Raw genomic sequence first — 17,959 nt, 5'->3', positions numbered from 1 at the left:
AATGAAAACCCATGTTCGTGCCCTAGTCGTCGGCGGTGGTGCCGTCGGTACCTCGATCGCTTACCACCTTGCCAAAGCTGGCTGGGAAGATGTCATGCTCTTGGAGCGTGACGAACTGACCTCAGGCTCGACATGGCACGCTGCCGGTCTGCTGCCGCTGTTCAACATGTCATTTGCGACGACTCACATCCACAAATACTCGGTAGATTTCTATAAATCGCTTGAGGCGGAAACGGGCCTGAACGCTGGTTTCTCGATCTGCGGCAACCTGCGTATGGCCCAGACCCAAGAGCGTATGGACGAATATATGCTCTATTCGTCTGTTGCGGAAACCGCAGACGTTTACCACGAATTCCTCACCCCGAACGAGATCAAAGAGCGCTGGCCGCTGGTCCGCACCGACGACCTCAAGGGCGCACTGTTCCACCCGCAAGACGGTTACATCAACCCTGCTGACGTCACCATGGCGATGGCAAAGGGTGCGCGTCAGCGTGGCGTGATCATCGAACGTAAATGGCAGGTTGACGGCTACAAATGGACCGGCGACCACTGGGAAGTCACCGTCACCAAAATGGGTGAGCGCGGCGGCAACCTCGTTGCGACCGAAGAAACCACAGTGATCCATGCAGACCACGTTGTGACCGCAACGGGTAACCACGCACAGCGCACTGCGAAACTCTTGGGCATCAAAATCCCTGCGATCCCTGTTGAACACCAGTTCATTGTGACCGAGCCCGATCCGGCGCTGGTTGAATACCGTGCAAACGGTGGTGCAGAGCACCCAGTTCTGCGTGACGCTGACGCGAAATGGTATGTCCGCGAAGAGCGCGGCGGCTGGATCCTCGGCCCGTACGAGCGCGGCGCACCTGCACGTTTCCAATACGGCGTTCCAGATAGCTTCCGTGCGGACCTCTTCCCGCTCGACCTCGAGCGGATCGAAGAAGAATACATGGCGATGATCCACCGTATTCCGACCTCCGAGACTGTTGGTCTCAAAGACGACTTCAACGGTCCGATCTGCTACACGCCGGATGGCAACCCGCTCGTTGGTCCAGCTCCGGGTCTGCGCAACATGTGGCTGGCTGAAGGTTTCTCCTTCGGTATTACCGCTGCAGGCGGCACGGGCTACTACCTTGCTCAGATGATGGTAAACGGCGAAGCCGAGATCGACATGGCGTCGCTCGACCCGAAACGCTACGGCTCGTGGATGACCACCGATTACGCGGTGAAAAAGAACGAAGAATGCTACGAGCACGTCTTTATTCTTCACCACCCAGACGAAGAGCGCGAAGCTGCACGTCCGCTGCGCACCTCGCCTGTTTACGACCGCCAGAAAAAGCTCGGCGCGCAGTTTGGCCAAGTCAACGGCTGGGAACGCCCGAACTATTACGGCCCTGTTGATGCACCGTCGTCGTTTGACCACGACAGCCGCAGCTTCCGCCGTGGCGCATGGTGGGAATACGCAGTTGCCGAAGCCAAGGCCGTTCGCGAAACCGCTGGTCTGATCGACGCAACTGCCTTCACTAAACACATCGTCAAAGGCCCAGGTGCGACGGCGTTCCTCGATTGGTTCACCACCAACAAACTACCGAAGGTTGGTCGTATCAACCTGACCTACGCACTAACCGAAGCTGGCACCACCCGCACCGAATACACCATCGTTCGTCTGTCTGAGGACGAATACTATCTGGTGTCCGCAGGTGCATGGACCGACTACGATGCGGACTACCTGAAGAAATGCATTGAAGACAAAGAAGCCGAGTTTGGCCGTATCGAAATGCAGAACGTGACCACTCAGTGGGGCGTGTTCGCAATCGCAGGTCCGAAGTCGCGCGACATCCTGAAAGAGGTCATCAAAGACGTCGATCCAGAAACCGCGCTGTCGAACAAACGATTCCCTTGGCTGTCGGCTCGTCAGATCGAACTGGGCATGTGCCCTGTGAACGCGATCCGCGTGGCGTACACGGGTGAGCTGGGTTGGGAACTTCACCACCCGATCGAAATGCAGAACTATCTGTGGGATCTTCTGATGCCCGCAATGGAGAAGCATGGCGGTAAATTGGTTGGTGCCCGTGCACAGAACTGGCTCCGTCAGGAGAAATCCTACCGCGCATTCGGCACCGAACTGGGCCGTGATGCGACCCCGATCGAAGCTGACCTGCCCCGCTTTGTTGACCTCGGCAAAGAGTTCAACGGCAAAGCTGCGATGGAGAAAATCGGCGTTCGCTCGAAATGTGTTACTCTGCTGATCGACGGTCCGGCTGATGCTGATCCGTGGGGCAAAGAAGCACTGCGCGATCTGGACGGCAACTACGCTGGTCGTCTGACCTCGGGCGGTTATTCGGTGGCCTTCGGCAAACAAATCGGCATGGGCTACGTGAAGCCTGCGCTGGCCGAAGTTGGCACGAAGCTCAAGGTTAAGATCATGGGCGAGCTGTGGGATGCGACAATCGTCGAGGACAGCCCCTACGATCCGACAAACGCAAATATCCGCATCGACGGATAACGAAAAAAGGGCGGTCCAAGTGGCCGCCCTTTCAATTTGTTGACAGTTGTCAACTAGTTAACGGAATCTTACCGGTGACAGGGCAGGGATGTGTTCCGCCCCGATGATTGGATCGCGACCTGTCACGAGGGCTTCGACCAGATCACGGACGGCAGGGGCGGTGATGAACCCATAGCCACCTTGCCCGCCGCACCAAAAGAACGTCTCGTCCAGAGGGTCAGGCCCCACGACCAACACGCGGTCGGGCGAGAAGGTCCGCAGACCCGCCCAGTTGGCGATCAGGCGCGTGACTTCCATCGTGACGTTTTCTTCGAACCGCGCGAGCCCTTCGGCGAGGACCATATCGTCGGCCCATGCGTCATGGGGTTCAGTCGGGTCTTCTTCGGCAGGTGACACGATCAGGGCACCCGCGTCGGGTTTCATATACCATTCTTCGCCCGCGCCAAAGACCATCGGCCATGTCGCTGGGTCCATGCCATCGGGGGCAGGAATGCGGGCCATCGAACGGCGAAGAGGGGTGAAACCAATAGTGGCAATGCCCGCCATTTCCGCGATCTTATCGACCCAAGCGCCAGCGGCGTTGACGATGTGTTTCGCGGTGAACTCTGTGCCGCCTGCGGTTACGGTCCAGCCGTCAGCGGTGCGGGTGATCGCGGTGACAGGATGACGGGTGAGGACTTGGCCACCGTGGGCGCGGATGTCCTTTGCGTAGGTTTGCATCAACAGGTCGGTGTCGATGTCATAGACGGCCTCGAGGTATGCAGCCCGCGTGATCGCATCAGTGTCGAGGATTGGGCAGAGGGCCTTGGCCCCGTCCAATGTGACCTCAGTGAGCCCCATGTGGGCGACGTCCTCTTCGAAGGCGGCTTCTTGCCCTGCGAGGCCCACGACCATCACTCCGCGGGGGGACAAAGTGCCCGCGGCCTGCAAGCCGTCATAAGACGCACGACCTAAGGCTTGAACGGCAGGTTTGCCGTAGCTCGGTTCATAGAGCGCGGCAGAGCGGCCAGAGGTGTGATGGCCTAATGTGTCTTCGGCCTCCACCAGAACGACCGATCCGTGAGGCGCTAAACCTGCGCCCGCAGATAGTCCTGCAATGCCGCCGCCAATAACCAGATAGTCGATCATCTCACCCTCCTTCAGTGTCGGGTGCGACCCTGCCACGGAGTGCGGGAACGAAAAAGGGGGCGCCTGAGCGCCCCCTCCAATTCAGGAAAATCGCCTGATTAGGACGGGATATCGCCTTCGATTCCTTCGACGAAGAAGAACATACCAGCCAAATCGCCGTCATTGGCGATCTCGCCTTCAGCGAGCCAAGCCGAACCGTCTTGTTTGTTGATCGGGCCAGTGAACGGGTGGTAGGTGCCCGCTGCGATCGCGTCGCGCATGGCTTCTGCTTCTGCTTTGGCGTCTGCCGGAACAGCGTCAGAGATTTCACCGATGCCGACCATGCCAGCGCCGATACCGTCCCAAGTATTCACGGACGACCATGTGCCGTCGATCACAGCCTGAACGCGCTCGATGTAGTAGGGCGACCAGTTGTCGATGATCGACGAGATGCGTGGCATCGGGCCGTATTCTGCCATGTCAGCAGCCTGACCGAAGGTGTAAACGCCGCCAGCTTCTTTTGCAGCCTGATGCGGTGCGGTGGAGTCGGTGTGCTGAAGAACAACGTCACAGCCCTGTTCGATCAGAGCTTTTGCAGCGTCTGCTTCTTTCGCAGGGTTCAGCCATTCGAAGATCCAGATGACTTTGAATTCGACGTCAGGGTTAACCTTTTTCGCGTGCAGGTAAGCCGAGTTGATACCGCGGATAACTTCTGGAATCGGAACCGACGCGATGTAGCCGATTTTGTTCGACTTGGTGACGCGACCAGCGAGGGTGCCTTGGATCGCGCGGCCTTCGTAGAAACGAGCCGAGTAAACGGACACGTTGTCAGCTTGTTTGTAGCCAGTTGCGTGTTCGAATTTCACGTCAGGGAAGTTCGCGGCGACGTTGATGGTCGGGTCCATGAAGCCGAACGAGGTGGTAAAGATGATGTCCGCACCGCCGAGGGCCATCTGCGTGATAGCGCGCTCTGCGTCGGGGCCTTCTGGGACGTTCTCTTGGTAAACGAAGTCTACCGCGTCGCCGAAGTGATGAACCATTTCCATAGCGGAGTGGTGGTGGTGCTGTGTCCAGCCGCCGTCATTGATCGGGCCGACGTAGATAAAGCCAACTTTGGTTTTGTCCTGCGCGCGAGCCGGAAGGCCGAGTGCTGCAGCCATTGCTGCGCCAGCACCAGTAGCAAGGAGCGTTCTGCGTTTCATATTGTATTCTCCCAATTGGACCAGAGAGCAGACTCTGGCGGTTAGTTTTCGTCCCTCAGGTCGAGGGGTGGAAAGATTTGCCCAGCGATGCAGGCGCACGTCCTGCGCGGATCATCACGAGGACGACGATAGTCGCGAGGTATGGTGCCATCGACAAATATTCTACAGGAATTTTCAAGCCCTCAGCCTGCAAGTTAAGCTGAAGGACAGTCACACCGCCAAAAAGATAGGCACCTGCGATCAAACGCCACGGCTTCCAGCTGGCAAAGACGACGATGGCGAGCGCGATCCAGCCAGCGCCAGCGGTGATACCGTCGATCCACTGGGGCACGCGCACGAGGCTGATGTAGGCCCCCGCGAGACCCGCACAGGCGCCACCGAACATGATGGCAAGGACGCGGACGGCACGGACGTTATATCCCAGCGCGTGGGCGGCATCGTGGTTTTCGCCAACGGCCCGCAAGATCAGACCTGCGCGAGAGTATTTGAGAAAAGCCCAGACGCCCGCGACGATGGCGACGCTGAGGTAGACCATCACATCGTGCTGGAACAGGATCGGGCCGATGACAGGAATGTCGGCGAGCAGCGGGATGTGGAGTTTGGAAACGGTCAGGTCTGGCGACCCTTTCGCGCCTTGACCGATAAGCGATGACAGGCCCAGACCAAACATCGTCAGGCCAAGTCCCGTTGCCACCTGATTGGTCAGCAGGAACTGGGTCAACACGGCAAAGATCAGCGACAAAGCCGCGCCCGCCGCTGCAGCGCCGACGAAACCGAGGTAGGGGTTCCCGCTGGAATGGCCCGCGATATAGCCGCAGACCGCGCCAACGATCATCATGCCCTCAACGCCGAGGTTCAGGACGCCAGAGCGTTCCACGACCAATTCGCCAATTGCGGCCAAGAGGATCGGTGTCGACGCAACCATCAGCGCCGCAAGTAGGAGGATCGGGTTGATATCCATTAGCGCACCTCTGCCTTGCCGATTTTGAAACGGTAGTTGGTCAGAACGTCCACGGCCAAGAGGCAGAACAGCAGCATCCCTTGGAACGTCAGGATCGCGGCTGAGGGGAGGTTCAGTTGGGCTTCGGCGGCTTGGCCCCCGATATAGGTCAGCGCCATCAGCAGCCCTGCGAGCAGGATGCCGATGGGGTTCAGACGACCGAGGAAGGCCACGATAATCGCGGTAAAGCCATAGTAGGACGGGAACGACCCGAGGATTTGACCTGAGGGGCCAGCGACCTCGAACAAACCTGCAAGGCCAGCCATCGCGCCAGAAAGGCCGAGGCAGACAATGATCAGCTTATTTGCGTTCACACCAGCAAAGCCAGCCGCACGGGGGCTTTGCCCTGCGAGGCGGACGTTAAAGCCGAACTGGTGACGGGTGAACATGACGTAGGCCACGACCACGGCAAAAACGGCGGTCAATGCGCCCCAATGGAACCCCGTGCCGCTGATCAGGTCGAGGTTTGCGGCGGCGGGATATTGGCGCAGGTTGCGGCTGCCCGGCATGCCGTAGCCTTCGGGGTTGCGCAAAAGGCCAATTGAGAAGGCCTTGATCAACACTTCGGCCACATAGACCAGCATGAGCGATACAAGGATTTCGTTGGTTTTGAAAAACACGCGGAGGAGCGCGGGGATCATCGCCCAGAGGAACCCACCCAAGGCCCCCGCGACAATCATCAGCGGGAACAGAACCCAGCGGGTGTCATAAGGGTAGACCGCCAGCGCCACGCCAGCGCCGCAGATCGCACCGATGATGTATTGTCCTTCGGCACCGATGTTCCAGATACCTGCACGGAATCCGAACGATAGGCCCACGGCGATCAGCACAAGGGGGGCCGCCTTTTTCACCACCTCGGGGCGGTAGAAATGCGCGAACTGGCCAAAGACTGGGTCCCAGAAGATGGTTTTGATTGCGATGACAGGGTCTTTGCCCAAGATCGCGAAAAGCCCCATGCCGAGGATAATCGTCAGCACCACAGCGAGGAGTGGTGCGCCATAAGACCAGTTTTTCGACGGCTGTGGCCGTTTCTCAAGCCTCAACATGAGCGGCCTCCATATCATGTGCGCCACCAAGCATCAGACCGATCCTCTCCATCGTGAGGCCAGCGGTAGGTACGGCGGGGGACAGGGTGCCTTCGTTCAGGGCAGCAAAACGGTCGGCGATTTCCAAAATCTCATCGAGGTCTTGGGAGATAACAACAACGGCAGAGCCTTCGCCCGCGAGGTCCAAGAGCGCCTGACGGATCGCAGCGGCGGCAGAGGCATCAACGCCCCATGTCGGCTGGTTCACGACCAAAACGCGCGGCTTTTGTAGGATTTCCCGTCCGATCACGAATTTCTGGAGGTTGCCGCCAGAGAGTGCGCGGGCCGCGGTTTCTGGACCAGGGGTCCGCACATCAAAGCCTTCGATTACAGAGAGGGCAAAGTCGCGGGCGCTTGGCCAATCAAGGAAGCCGTTTTTCGAAAGGCCCAACCGCGTTTTCGCGGTCATGAGCGCGTTTTCTGTGAGCGTCATGTCTGGGGCGGCGGCGTGACCGTTGCGTTCCTCGGGCGCGGCGCAGAGGCCGATTTTGCGGCGTGTGTTCGGGTCGAGGTCGCCAATGGCCTGACCGTCGAGCGCCACCATCGCAGCGTCGACAGGCATTTCACCAGAAAGCGCCGCGACGAGTTCGTCCTGACCATTGCCTGCAACACCGCCGATGCCCAGGACTTCACCAGATTTGACTGAAACGCTGACGTTTTTCAGGGCGGTGCCGAATTGATGCGGAGCGGGGGCGGTAAGGCCCTCGATCACCAGAACATCGTCGCCCAGTGCTTCGCCATCGCGTTTCGGCGTCATTAGCGTTGTGCCGACCATCAGTTCCGCCATGTCGCGGCTGGTGGTTTCGCGGGGATCACAGGTGCCGACGACCTTGCCCAGACGCAGAACGGTCGCGTGTTCGCAGAGCGCCCGGATTTCTTCGAGCTTGTGCGAGATATAGAGGATCGACGTTCCCTCGGACGCCAAAAGGCGGAGGGTGCCAAAGAGAATCTCTACCTCCTGAGGGGTCAGAACGCTGGTCGGTTCGTCCATGATCAGGAGTTTCGGGTCTTGGAGCAGGCAGCGAATGATCTCGACCCGCTGACGTTCACCCGCCGAGAGATCACCGACGATGCGGTCAGGCGACAGGGGCAGGCCGTAGTTTTCCGATACCTCGCGGATGCGCTGAGCGAGCTCGCGTTGTTTCGGCGGGTTCTCCATCCCGAGGGCGATGTTTTCGGCGACGGTTAGGGCGTCGAATAGGGAAAAGTGCTGGAAAACCATAGCGATACCAGCGGCGCGTGCGGCGCGGGGATCAGTTGGGGTAAAGGGCGCACCCTCTAGCGTCATGGTGCCAGCATCGGGGCGAACGAGGCCGTAGATCGTTTTGACGAGCGTCGATTTGCCCGCGCCATTCTCACCGAGGAGCGCGTGGATTTGGCCTTTGCCAATGGCAAAACTGATGTCGCTGTTGGCGACGACGCCTGGATAGGCCTTGGTCAATCCCTGTAGGTCGAGAAGCGTCACGTTGTCCCCGTTTCTTTGTCTTGGTCGCTATCTGCCCGCGCAAGCAGGCGTGTGGCAACCCCCAAGGCAATCGCCTGTGGGTGTTTTCCTAACGTCGGATCGCCTATTGGGCAGGCAATGCGTGAAATTTGTGCAGGTGAATGACCCAATGATGTCAGTCTGTTACGGAAGCGTGCCCATTTTGTGGCCGACCCGATGAGCCCAAGGGCAGAAAATCCGCGCGACAAAAGCGCATGGCATAGGTCGAGGTCGATTTGGTGACTATGGGTCAGGATGATGTGCTCTGCCGATTTCGGCGCATGGGCGGCCAAGAGGGGCGGATCGGATGCGATGACCTCTGTCACGCCTGCGGGGATTGTGTCGGGGAACCGATCACGCGCAATGTCGATCCACGTGATCGAAAGGGCGGGCAGCGGCGCGAGGACATTGACCAGCGCGCGCCCAACATGGCCAGCGCCCCAGACCCAGAGGTGACGAGTTTGGACAGGTGCGGTTTCGATCAGCCAGCCGTCGATGATCAGGGGTACCAATTGCGGTGGCATGGTGGCCAGTCGATTGGCGATTTTTGCGGGCAGTGTGGATGCGGGGCGAAGGGGCCGCGCATAGGGCAATTCGCTGGGCAGCGACTGCGCGTCAAAGACTTCAGTCACCAAGGTCACGGAACCCCCGCAGCATTGCCCCAGTTCAGGGCCAAGCGGGTAAGTCCGTTCGCTGATCCCACCGCGCCCAATCATCGCGCGGGCATCGCGCACCGCGTCCCATTCCAGCCGACCACCGCCGATGGTGCCGTCTTGCCCATCTTGCCAAACGACCATCGAGGTTCCCGCCTCACGCGGCACCGATCCTGCCGTGCGCGTCACAAGAACGCGGGCAAAGGGGCCACGCTCTGCGCATTTGCGCAGATATGTCAGGTCGAACGTCATGCCTGCACCCGTTTCACGGCCATGAGGATACGCTCTGGCGTGGCGGGGGCGTCGAGGTCGGGATAGCGATCCCCGCAAGCGGCGACAGCATCCGAGAGCGCAAGGAAGGCCGAGATGCCCAGCATGAACGGCGGCTCGCCCACGGCTTTGGACCTGTAGATCGTGGCTTCGGGGTTTTCGCCGTCGACGAGATCTACGTTGAACACAGGCGGGCGGTCGGAACAGGCAGGGATTTTGTAGGTCGAGGGCGCGTGCGTGCGCAGCCGACCGTGGTCGTCCCAAACCAGTTCTTCGGTGGTGAGCCAGCCTGCGCCTTGGACATAGCCGCCTTCGACTTGGCCCTTGTCCAGCGCGGGGTTCAGCGATGCGCCGACATCGTGCAGAACGTCCGCCCGCAGGATGCGGTTTTCACCTGTGAGCGTATCGATGACGACTTCGGTGACAGAGGCACCGTGGGCAAAGTAAAAGAACGGTCGCCCTTTGCCAGCCTCGCGGTCCCACGAGAGGTCGGGGGTTTTGTAGAACCCTGTGGCGGATAGTCCGACACGCGCCTGATAGCACCGCATCGCAGCGTCTGCGAAGGTGATGGAATGGCCGTCCCACGTGACCATACCGTCCGCGAATGTGACGGACGCGCCTTGGCCCAAGAACTCTGCCATGCGGGTACGGATGGCATCGCAGGCGGCGAGGACCGCCATGCCGTTGAGGTCGGACCCAGAGGAGGCAGCGGTGGCCGAAGTGTTCGGCACCTTCGACGTGTCGGTCGCGGTGATTTTGACCGTCTCAGTCGAGACGCCAAACCGCGCGGCGGCGACTTGGGCGATTTTCTGGAACAGGCCCTGACCCATCTCTGTCCCGCCGTGGTTCAGCATGATGGAGCCGTCTTGGTAGACGTGGACCAATGCGCCCGCTTGGTTCAGGTGGGTGAGGGTGAAGGAAATGCCGAACTTTACAGGGCTAAACGCGATCCCCCGTTTCAGGATCGGAGAGTTCGCATTCCACGCCGCGATCTGTGCCTTGCGGTTTTTGTAGTCCGATGTTTCGAGGAGCCGTTCCGTCATGGAGTGGAGGAGAAAATCTTTGACCTCCATCCCATAGGGCGTGGTGTTCGGCTCTGGCCGATGGGTTTCGGGTGAAAACTCGGCCCCAAAGGGTTTGCCTGTGCCGATCGCTTTGGCCTCGGCGCCTTTGGCTGGGGCGTAGTAATTCAGGCGGCGCACCTCAACGGGGTCCATGTCGAGGTCATGCGCGATGTGGTCCATCACCCGTTCAATGCCCAGAACACCCTGCGGACCACCAAAGCCACGGAACGCGGTGGCGGACTGCATGTTGGTTTTCAGGCGATAGGACGTGATGGTTGCGTGGGGCAGAAGATAGGCGTTGTCTGAATGGAGCATCGCACGGTCCGCGACCGGCCCCGTTAAATCCTGCGCCCAGCCACCGCGGGTGATTTGGGTAAAAGCGATCCCTTTGATCCGACCCTTGTCGTCAAAGCCGACCTCATAGCCGATCCGAAAATCATGGCGTTTGCCCGTGATCACCATATCGTCGTCGCGGTCGTAGCGCATTTTGCAGGCGCGGCCTGTTAGTCGGGCTGCAACGGCTGTGGCAACGGCGAGCGCGTTGCCTTGGCTTTCTTTGCCGCCAAAGCCGCCACCCATACGACGACATTCTACGCGGACCGCATGCATCGGCACGCCCAGCGCGTCGGCGACCTTGTGTTGGATTTCGGTCGGGTGCTGGGTCGAACTGTGAACAACCATGTCCCCGTTATCTTGGGGGAGAGAGAGGGCCGCTTGACCCTCAAGGTAGAAATGTTCCTGACCGCCTATGTCAAACTGACCAGTCAGGCGGCGGGGGGCATTTTCAATCGCGGCCTTCGCATCGCCTTTGGACCACGTGCGCGGCCCACCTTCAAAGAAGCTACCAGCCACCATCGCGTCCTCAACCGAGAGAATCGGTTTTTCTTCTGCGATCTCGATTTTAGCGAGACGGGCCGCTTTGCGGGCGTTCAGATGGCTGTCGGCGACGACCATGAAAATCGGTTGGCCGACGTAGTGGACCTGATCGACAGCGAGCAAGGGTTCGTCATGGATCGACGGGCTGACATCATTTGAAAACGGCAGGTCATCGGCGGTGAGGACGGCGACGACGCCTTTGGCTGATTTAACGGCTGAAAGGTCGAGCGAGGTGATCGTTCCGCGTGCGACGGGCGACTGACCAAAGGCAATATGCAAGCAATCACGCGGTGTTGGGATGTCGTCGATATACCGCGCAGAGCCAGTTACATGGAGCGGACCGCTATCGTGAGGGAGGGGTTGGCGAACGGTCATAACTCGACCTCCAACACGTTTGTGGGCAAGCCAAAGGACTGCGCGAAATAACGGCGCAACATGCCTCTGGCGGCCTCTAGTCGGTAGGCGGCGGAGGCGCGCATATCGGACATTGGGCTGTAATCGGTGCCGAGCGCCTCGCAAGCGGCGTCCAATGTGGCCTCGGTCCACGGTTGCCCGATCAGTGCGGACATCGTCGCGCTGGCCAGTTTCGGCGTTCCCGCCATCCCGCCAAAGGCGATGCGTGCGGCTATGACGTTTCCATCGCTTACGGTGATGTTGAAGCATCCGCAGACGGCAGAGATGTCTTGGTCGAACCGTTTGGAGAGCTTGTAACACCGCAAGTCTGGGGCGGATTTCGGGATCGTTACGGCCTCTACGAATTCGCCAGCTGCGCGGTCCTGTTTGCCATAGTCGATAAAGAAGTCTTCGATAGGGAGGTCGCGTCGGGTGTCGCCTTTGCGCAGGTGCAGCGTTGCGCCCAGCGCGATGAGGGCGGGCGGGTTGTCACCGATGGGCGACCCGTTGGCGATGTTGCCGCCGATTGTGGCGGCGTTGCGGACCTGTTCGGACCCATAGCGGCGGATCATTTCGGCGTAGCTGGGGTGGTGTTCGACCATGAGGGCGCGAACGTCGGTCATGGAGACACCCGCGCCGATGCGGATCGCGGTGTCCGTGACCTCAACGGTTTTCAGGTCGTCGCATTGGTTAAGGAAAATCACCTTATCCAGATTGCGGAGCTGTTTGGTCACCCACAGCCCCACATCCGTTGCCCCCGCCACGAGCGTCGCGTCAGGATTGGCGAGGTAAAGCGCGGCGAGGTCGTCGCAGGTTTTTGGCGCAGGGCCTGACGGCTGCTGTGCTGCGACCCATTCGGCGTCCTGTTTCAACCACTCTGGCAGGGCGGCACCCTCGGCAGACCGTGCGGCGCGGATGATCGGGGCATAGCCCGTGCAACGGCAGAGGTTGCCCGCAAGGACGGTGTCGTGATCGGTGCGGCCTTGGGCGTGGCCCGCGACCATGGAGGCCACAAATCCCGGTGTGCAGAACCCGCATTGGCTGCCGTGTTGATCAACCAAAGCCTGCTGAACGGCGTGTAGTCCGTCTTTGCCGATGCCTTCGACCGTGCGGACAGCTTTGCCGTTTAGTTGGGGCAGGAACAGGATGCAGGCGTTCAGGGCACGCACAGAGGTGCCATCCTGCACGACGACCGTGCAGGCACCACAATCGCCTTCGTTACAGCCTTCCTTGGTTCCTGTGAGACTGCGATCTTCGCGCAGCCAATCGAGTAGGGTCCGTGTCGCGGGTTGCGAGACAAGGACTGTCTCTCCGTTGAGAAGAAACGATACCTCCATAGGGTCTTGACCTGCCGCCTTACCAACGGTCCAGAGAATGTCATTGGGCATCGATGCGGCGTAGAGGCCCACTCTCTTTATCCCTCTGATCAAAGCGATGCTTTCCTCAGTTGGCAAGAATTTTGTGTCAAAACCTGCCGTCCTTTGCGTCAGTTGCCCAAAATTTGCGCGGTGAAATTGCGTGCATTTGATGCTTTTACATCCCCAACGCTGGCCATATCCTAGCCACATGACCAGCCAGCCACGATTCATCCATCTTCGCGTTCACACGGAATATTCGCTCCTTGAAGGGGCGGTGCGGGTGAAAAAGTTGTCGGGCATGGCGGCGGATATGAACATGCCCGCGGTCGCTGTGACCGATACGAATAACATGTTCTGCGCGTTGGAGTTTTCCGAATACGCCAGCGGTGCGGGTATCCAGCCGATTATCGGCTGTCAGGTCGATCTGGCTTATACCACGCCCGAACCGGGAAAGCGTCCCGATGATCCAGCGCCGATTGTGCTGCTGGCCCAGTCAGAGCGCGGGTATGAAAACCTGATGAAACTGAACAGCGTTCTTTATGTGGATGCTGGTGGGCGGTTGCCGCAGGTCGAGGTCGCGGACCTTGAACGGTATTCCGAAGGGTTGATTTGTTTGTCTGGTGGACCTGATGGTCCGATTGGGCGTCTTTTGCGGGCAGGTCAGCGTGGGAAGGCTGAGGCGTTGCTGTCGCAAATGAAAGGGATTTATCCAGATCGTCTCTATGTCGAACTCCAGCGCCACCCCCAAGAGGACGGTCTGCCTGAGGCAGAGCAATTGTCAGAGCGCGGTCATATTGAGATGGCCTATGCGATGGAGTTGCCGCTCGTCGCGACCAACGATGTCTATTTCCCGAAGCCTGACATTTATGAGGCACACGATGCGCTGATCTGTATCGCTCAGGGGGCTTATGTCGATCAGGCCGAACCGCGTCGGCGGCTGACCCCGCAGCACTATTTCAAATCGCCTGAAGAGATGGCGACCCTCTTTGCCGACCTTCCCGAGGCACTGGAAAACACGGTCGAGATCGCGAAACGCTGTGCGTTCAAGGCCTACAAACGCAACCCGATTTTGCCGAAGTTTGCCGATGATGAGGTCGTTGAACTGCGTCGTCAGGCCAATGAGGGTTTGCAGGCACGACTGGCGGTTATTCCTCATGCGGTGACGGTTGAGGAGTATCAGGCACGGCTCGATTTCGAGTTGGATATCATCGAGGGGATGGGGTTCCCTGGCTACTTCCTGATCGTTGCGGACTTTATCAAGTGGTCCAAGGATAACGGCATCCCCGTCGGTCCGGGCCGTGGTTCGGGTGCGGGTTCACTCGTGGCTTATGCGCTGACGATCACCGACCTTGATCCGCTGCGCTACAGCCTTCTGTTCGAACGCTTCCTGAACCCCGAACGTGTGTCGATGCCTGACTTCGACATCGACTTCTGCATGGATCGTCGCGAAGAAACGATCCGCTATGTGCAGCAGAAATACGGTCGTGACAAAGTTGGGCAGATCATCACCTTTGGTGCGCTGTTGTCCAAGGCTGCGGTGCGCGACGTTGGGCGGGTGTTGCAGATGCCCTACGGGCAGGTGGATCGTCTGTCCAAGATGATCCCTGTCGAGGGTGTGAAACCTGTCAGCATTGAACAGGCCCTGATCCAAGAAGAACGCCTGCGCGAAGAAGCCCGCAACGAAGAGGTCGTTGATCGGCTTTTGACCTACGGGACCAAAATCGAAGGCCTGTTGCGGAACGCATCGACCCACGCGGCGGGTGTCGTGATCGGGGACCGTCCGTTGGATGCCTTGGTGCCGCTCTATCAGGACCCTCGCTCTGACATGCCTGCAACCCAGTTCAACATGAAATGGGTGGAACAGGCGGGGCTCGTAAAGTTCGACTTCTTGGGCCTAAAGACCCTGACCGTCATTCAGTCTGCGATGGATTTGATCTTTAAATCGGGTCGCCCGCTGCATGTCGCGGCGGATGGCACGCAGCTCTATGAACCTGCCGAAGGGGCAGAGAACGAGATCAACGCCATCCCGCTTGAGGATGAGAAGACCTACAAACTCTATTCGGCGGCGAAAACGGTTGCGGTGTTCCAGGTGGAATCCACGGGCATGATGGACGCACTAAAACGGATGAAGCCGACCTGTATCGAGGACATTGTTGCGCTTGTGGCGCTCTACCGTCCGGGTCCGATGGAGAACATTCCCGTTTATTGCGATGTGAAACACGGTCGCAAAGAACTCGAGTCGATCCACCCGACCATTGACCACATCCTCGCCGAAACGCAGGGCATCATCGTTTATCAGGAACAGGTGATGCAGATCGCGCAGGTCATGGCGGGTTACTCGCTTGGCGGCGCGGACTTGCTTCGCCGTGCGATGGGTAAAAAGATCAAAGAGGCGATGGACGCCGAACGCCCGAAATTCGAAGAGGGCGCGGCGAAGAACGGTGTCGATAAAAAGAAGGCATCGGAAGTTTTCGACCTTCTCGAAAAATTCGCGAACTACGGCTTTAACAAATCCCACGCGGCGGCCTATGCGGTGGTGTCGTATCAGACAGCATGGCTCAAGGCGAACCATCCGGTCGAGTTTATGGCCGGTGTGATGAACTGCGATATTCACCTGACCGACAAGCTGTCGATCTATTTCCAAGAGGTGAAAAAGGGGCTTGGGATCGATTACATCCCGCCCTGCGTGAACCGCAGTCTCGCGACGTTTGACGTGGTCGATCAAAAACTCGTCTATGCGCTGGGCGCGTTGAAAAACGTCGGCGCGGATGCGATGCGGCTGGTGGTCGAGGGACGCGGTGAGAAACCTTTTGCGACGCTGTTTGATTTCGCGCGGCGATGTGACCTGAAGCGGATCGGCAAACGTCCGCTCGAGATGCTCGCACGGGCAGGGGCGTTTGATCAGTTGGACAGCAACCGCAAGCGGGTCTTTGACAGTCTAGAGGCCTTGGTCGGTTATTCGGCGGCTATTCAGGATCAAAAGACATCGAACCAAGTTTCGCTCTTTGGTGAGGCCGGCGACGATCTGCCAGAGCCACGATTGGCGAATACGCCCGACTGGTTGCCTGCGGTGCGATTGGCCGAAGAATATAAGGCGATTGGTTTTTATCTGTCGGGTCACCCGCTGGATGACTACATGACGGCGCTGAAACGCAATCAGGTTCTGTCGCTCGACGAAGTGATGGCGAAAGCTGAACATGGCGCCTGCGTTGTCAAAATGGCAGGTCACGTGGCCGGGCGTCAGGAACGCAAATCCGCGCGGGGCAATCGTTTTGCCTTTGCGCAGTTGTCCGATCCGACGGGGGCTTATGAGGTCACGATTTTCTCGGATACGCTGGATGTGTGCCGCGATCATCTGGAGACGGGCAATAAGGTCGTTCTGACGGTCGAGGCGACGATGGAGTCTGACCAGCTAAAGCTTTTGGCGCGGTCGATTGTGCCGATTGATACGGTGGTTTCTGATCTGACGTCATCGGCACTGCGGGTCTATGTGAACGAACCGCAGGCGGTGTCGGCGATTTCCACGGTTCTGGAGGGGGCAAAGACGCAAAAACTGCGTGGTGCCCGTGGACCTGTGATCCTGACGTTGATGACCTCTGGCGACCTTGCCGAAATTGACATCGACCTAAGCGAAGATTTCCCGATCAACCCAGAGATCAAAGGCGCCTTGCGGTCCTTGGATGGGGTCATGGATGTGGTCGAGGCCTAGGCGCTCTTTTGCCCGCGGCTAAGGTCGCGGGTGGACCATCGGGGGTATCGTGTTAAAACGCGGGACCACTCGGAAGGGACCCGCCATGTTGAACCGCCTTTTTGCTATCGCCTCAGTCGGGCTGTTGGCGGGCTGTATGTCCCCGCTGGATAAGGTGGGTCGTCTGGATGAGGTCGAACTGGCCACCGATGCGCCCGAGGCGGCAATTGCGGCTGAAGCTGATGTGACAGTCGCCGAAGATATCGAGGAAAAGCGGGGGTTTTTCGGGCGGATATTTGCGGGCAATGCTGATGCACCTGACGAGGCTGTTGTGGTGGATGACACCCCAGAGGCCGAAGTCGAATTGGCCGCGGTTGAGGTGACTGATCCCGTGGATGATCTCGATCCCGAAACTCCTGCGGCTCGTGGCGGTTTATTTGGCCGCATGTTCGCGCGGAATTCGGATGAGGCTGAAACACCAGCAGAGCCAGCCGATGCGGTGCCGATTGGGACCTTCCTTCCATATGGTGTGATCGCGCCCGTCTGTGGGATTGCGACCGCTGACATGGGGCAGAAGGTGGAATCGGTCGCGGGTTACACGGTTTATGACGCGGGCGGTGACACGTCGGTTCCGCGCACGCATTACATCACCGGTTTTGCGGATGGCTGCGCACGGCAGGTGACGGCGGCGGTTGTGATGTTCGGCGACGTGGGCACACATGAAATGGTGCGCTACCTCACGCCTGAATCGGCGCTCCCCTATACGGACACCGACAGCACTTATGAGGCGATTAAGTCATCGGTCTGCCGCGTTGGGCATGGCGAACCTTGCGGCGCGCAACTGGACGCGCTGGGGCGGAATACTGTGTTTATGACGGTGTATGAGACCTTCGGGACCAATCCCGAATGGACCAATATCCTGCTACATAACGGTGATGTCGCCGCAATCGACGAACACTGATTACCAGTGCGGCGGGCGTTGATCGGCCAGTGGGACGCCGTCGCCTGACGCGGCCTCGCGTTCGGCCTCACGCTCCATCAGCAGGCCAACGCGGCGCATCACGAGAGCAAGTTCGCGTTCCTGACGGGCCACAACATCCGACAGATCGTCGACGGTGCGGGTCAGGTGAGCGATTTTTTCTTCGAGGTCGGTAATATTTGTCATATCGCCGAGATAGCACGTCTGATGTGACCCCGCCAGTAACCTGCAACCTTCGCGTTGCCCTTAGGCCATTGGCGGGTTAAACGCAGACCCGATAGCCGACCCTCGAGGA

12 protein-coding genes are annotated in these 17,959 nt (G+C 59.2%); 3 read left to right on the top strand and 9 right to left on the bottom strand.

All coding sequences use genetic code 11. The features are described 5' to 3' along the window. The first annotated feature begins 1 nt into the window (after position 1). On the top strand, positions 2-2,506 hold the full coding sequence (locus AC07ED_RS11660) for a GcvT family protein (RefSeq protein ID WP_067550638.1): 2,505 nt from the start codon (positions 2-4) through the stop codon (positions 2,504-2,506). A 57-nt stretch (positions 2,507-2,563) separates the two neighbouring features. On the opposite strand, the gene AC07ED_RS11655 is transcribed toward AC07ED_RS11660, so the two are convergent. The 8 genes from AC07ED_RS11655 to xdhA all read right to left on the bottom strand — a co-directional run bounded on the left by AC07ED_RS11655 (position 2,564) and on the right by xdhA (position 12,976). After that, positions 2,564-3,634: an NAD(P)/FAD-dependent oxidoreductase gene (locus AC07ED_RS11655; protein ID WP_105234345.1), complete on the bottom strand. Its 1,071-nt coding sequence runs from the start codon at positions 3,632-3,634 to the stop codon at positions 2,564-2,566. Positions 3,635-3,732: 98 nt separating this feature from the next. Further along, on the bottom strand, positions 3,733-4,815 hold the full coding sequence (locus tag AC07ED_RS11650; RefSeq protein WP_105234346.1) for a BMP family ABC transporter substrate-binding protein: 1,083 nt from the start codon (positions 4,813-4,815) through the stop codon (positions 3,733-3,735). Between the two features lie 55 nt (positions 4,816-4,870). After that, entirely contained in the window at positions 4,871-5,776 is a 906-nt protein-coding gene (locus tag AC07ED_RS11645; protein ID WP_105234347.1) for an ABC transporter permease, read from the bottom strand. After that, positions 5,776-6,861 (bottom strand): ABC transporter permease, encoded by a 1,086-nt coding sequence (locus AC07ED_RS11640; RefSeq protein WP_105234348.1) that lies wholly within the window; start codon positions 6,859-6,861, stop codon positions 5,776-5,778. The genes AC07ED_RS11645 and AC07ED_RS11640 overlap by 1 nt, the downstream gene beginning before the upstream one ends. Continuing rightward, positions 6,848-8,365 (bottom strand): ABC transporter ATP-binding protein, encoded by a 1,518-nt coding sequence (locus AC07ED_RS11635; RefSeq protein ID WP_105234349.1) that lies wholly within the window; start codon positions 8,363-8,365, stop codon positions 6,848-6,850. Before AC07ED_RS11635 ends, AC07ED_RS11640 begins: the two co-directional genes overlap by 14 nt. Then, positions 8,362-9,288, bottom strand: a complete 927-nt coding sequence (gene xdhC / locus AC07ED_RS11630; RefSeq protein ID WP_105234350.1) for a xanthine dehydrogenase accessory protein XdhC — start codon at positions 9,286-9,288, stop codon at positions 8,362-8,364. Before xdhC ends, AC07ED_RS11635 begins: the two co-directional genes overlap by 4 nt. Further along, positions 9,285-11,621, bottom strand: a complete 2,337-nt coding sequence (gene xdhB / locus AC07ED_RS11625) for a xanthine dehydrogenase molybdopterin binding subunit (RefSeq protein WP_105234351.1) — start codon at positions 11,619-11,621, stop codon at positions 9,285-9,287. The genes xdhC and xdhB overlap by 4 nt, the downstream gene beginning before the upstream one ends. Continuing rightward, positions 11,618-12,976 (bottom strand): xanthine dehydrogenase small subunit, encoded by a 1,359-nt coding sequence (xdhA, locus tag AC07ED_RS11620; protein ID WP_105236278.1) that lies wholly within the window; start codon positions 12,974-12,976, stop codon positions 11,618-11,620. The genes xdhB and xdhA overlap by 4 nt, the downstream gene beginning before the upstream one ends. A 229-nt stretch (positions 12,977-13,205) precedes the next feature. Here xdhA and dnaE point away from each other — a divergent pair, with 229 nt between their 5' ends. Both dnaE and AC07ED_RS11610 read left to right on the top strand, forming a co-directional pair. Further along, positions 13,206-16,706: a DNA polymerase III subunit alpha gene (gene dnaE / locus AC07ED_RS11615; protein WP_105234352.1), complete on the top strand. Its 3,501-nt coding sequence runs from the start codon at positions 13,206-13,208 to the stop codon at positions 16,704-16,706. 85 nt (positions 16,707-16,791) lie between these two features. Continuing rightward, complete coding sequence (locus AC07ED_RS11610; protein WP_105234353.1) at positions 16,792-17,646, top strand: hypothetical protein; 855 nt, start codon at positions 16,792-16,794, stop codon at positions 17,644-17,646. On the opposite strand, the gene AC07ED_RS11605 is transcribed toward AC07ED_RS11610, so the two are convergent. Further along, positions 17,647-17,850, bottom strand: a complete 204-nt coding sequence (locus AC07ED_RS11605; RefSeq protein ID WP_105234354.1) for a SlyX family protein — start codon at positions 17,848-17,850, stop codon at positions 17,647-17,649. Between the last annotated feature and the right edge of the window lie 109 nt (positions 17,851-17,959).

It is taken from the genome of Aestuarium zhoushanense (assembly GCF_056431045.1).
This window is presented reverse-complemented; position numbering and strand designations above follow the sequence as displayed.

Excerpts from the sequence above, each read along its gene's own strand:
- AC07ED_RS11660 (WP_067550638.1), top strand. The coding sequence starts at position 2 with ATGAAAACCCATGTTCGTGCCCTAGTCGTCGGCGGTGGTGCCGTCGGT.
- AC07ED_RS11655 (WP_105234345.1), bottom strand. The coding sequence starts at position 3,634 with ATGATCGACTATCTGGTTATTGGCGGCGGCATTGCAGGACTATCTGCG.
- AC07ED_RS11650 (WP_105234346.1), bottom strand. The coding sequence starts at position 4,815 with ATGAAACGCAGAACGCTCCTTGCTACTGGTGCTGGCGCAGCAATGGCT.
- AC07ED_RS11645 (WP_105234347.1), bottom strand. The coding sequence starts at position 5,776 with ATGGATATCAACCCGATCCTCCTACTTGCGGCGCTGATGGTTGCGTCG.
- AC07ED_RS11640 (WP_105234348.1), bottom strand. The coding sequence starts at position 6,861 with ATGTTGAGGCTTGAGAAACGGCCACAGCCGTCGAAAAACTGGTCTTAT.
- xdhC (WP_105234350.1), bottom strand. The coding sequence starts at position 9,288 with ATGACGTTCGACCTGACATATCTGCGCAAATGCGCAGAGCGTGGCCCC.
- xdhB (WP_105234351.1), bottom strand. The coding sequence starts at position 11,621 with ATGACCGTTCGCCAACCCCTCCCTCACGATAGCGGTCCGCTCCATGTA.
- xdhA (WP_105236278.1), bottom strand. The coding sequence starts at position 12,976 with ATGGAGGTATCGTTTCTTCTCAACGGAGAGACAGTCCTTGTCTCGCAA.
- dnaE (WP_105234352.1), top strand. The coding sequence starts at position 13,206 with ATGACCAGCCAGCCACGATTCATCCATCTTCGCGTTCACACGGAATAT.
- AC07ED_RS11610 (WP_105234353.1), top strand. The coding sequence starts at position 16,792 with ATGTTGAACCGCCTTTTTGCTATCGCCTCAGTCGGGCTGTTGGCGGGC.
- AC07ED_RS11605 (WP_105234354.1), bottom strand. The coding sequence starts at position 17,850 with ATGACAAATATTACCGACCTCGAAGAAAAAATCGCTCACCTGACCCGC.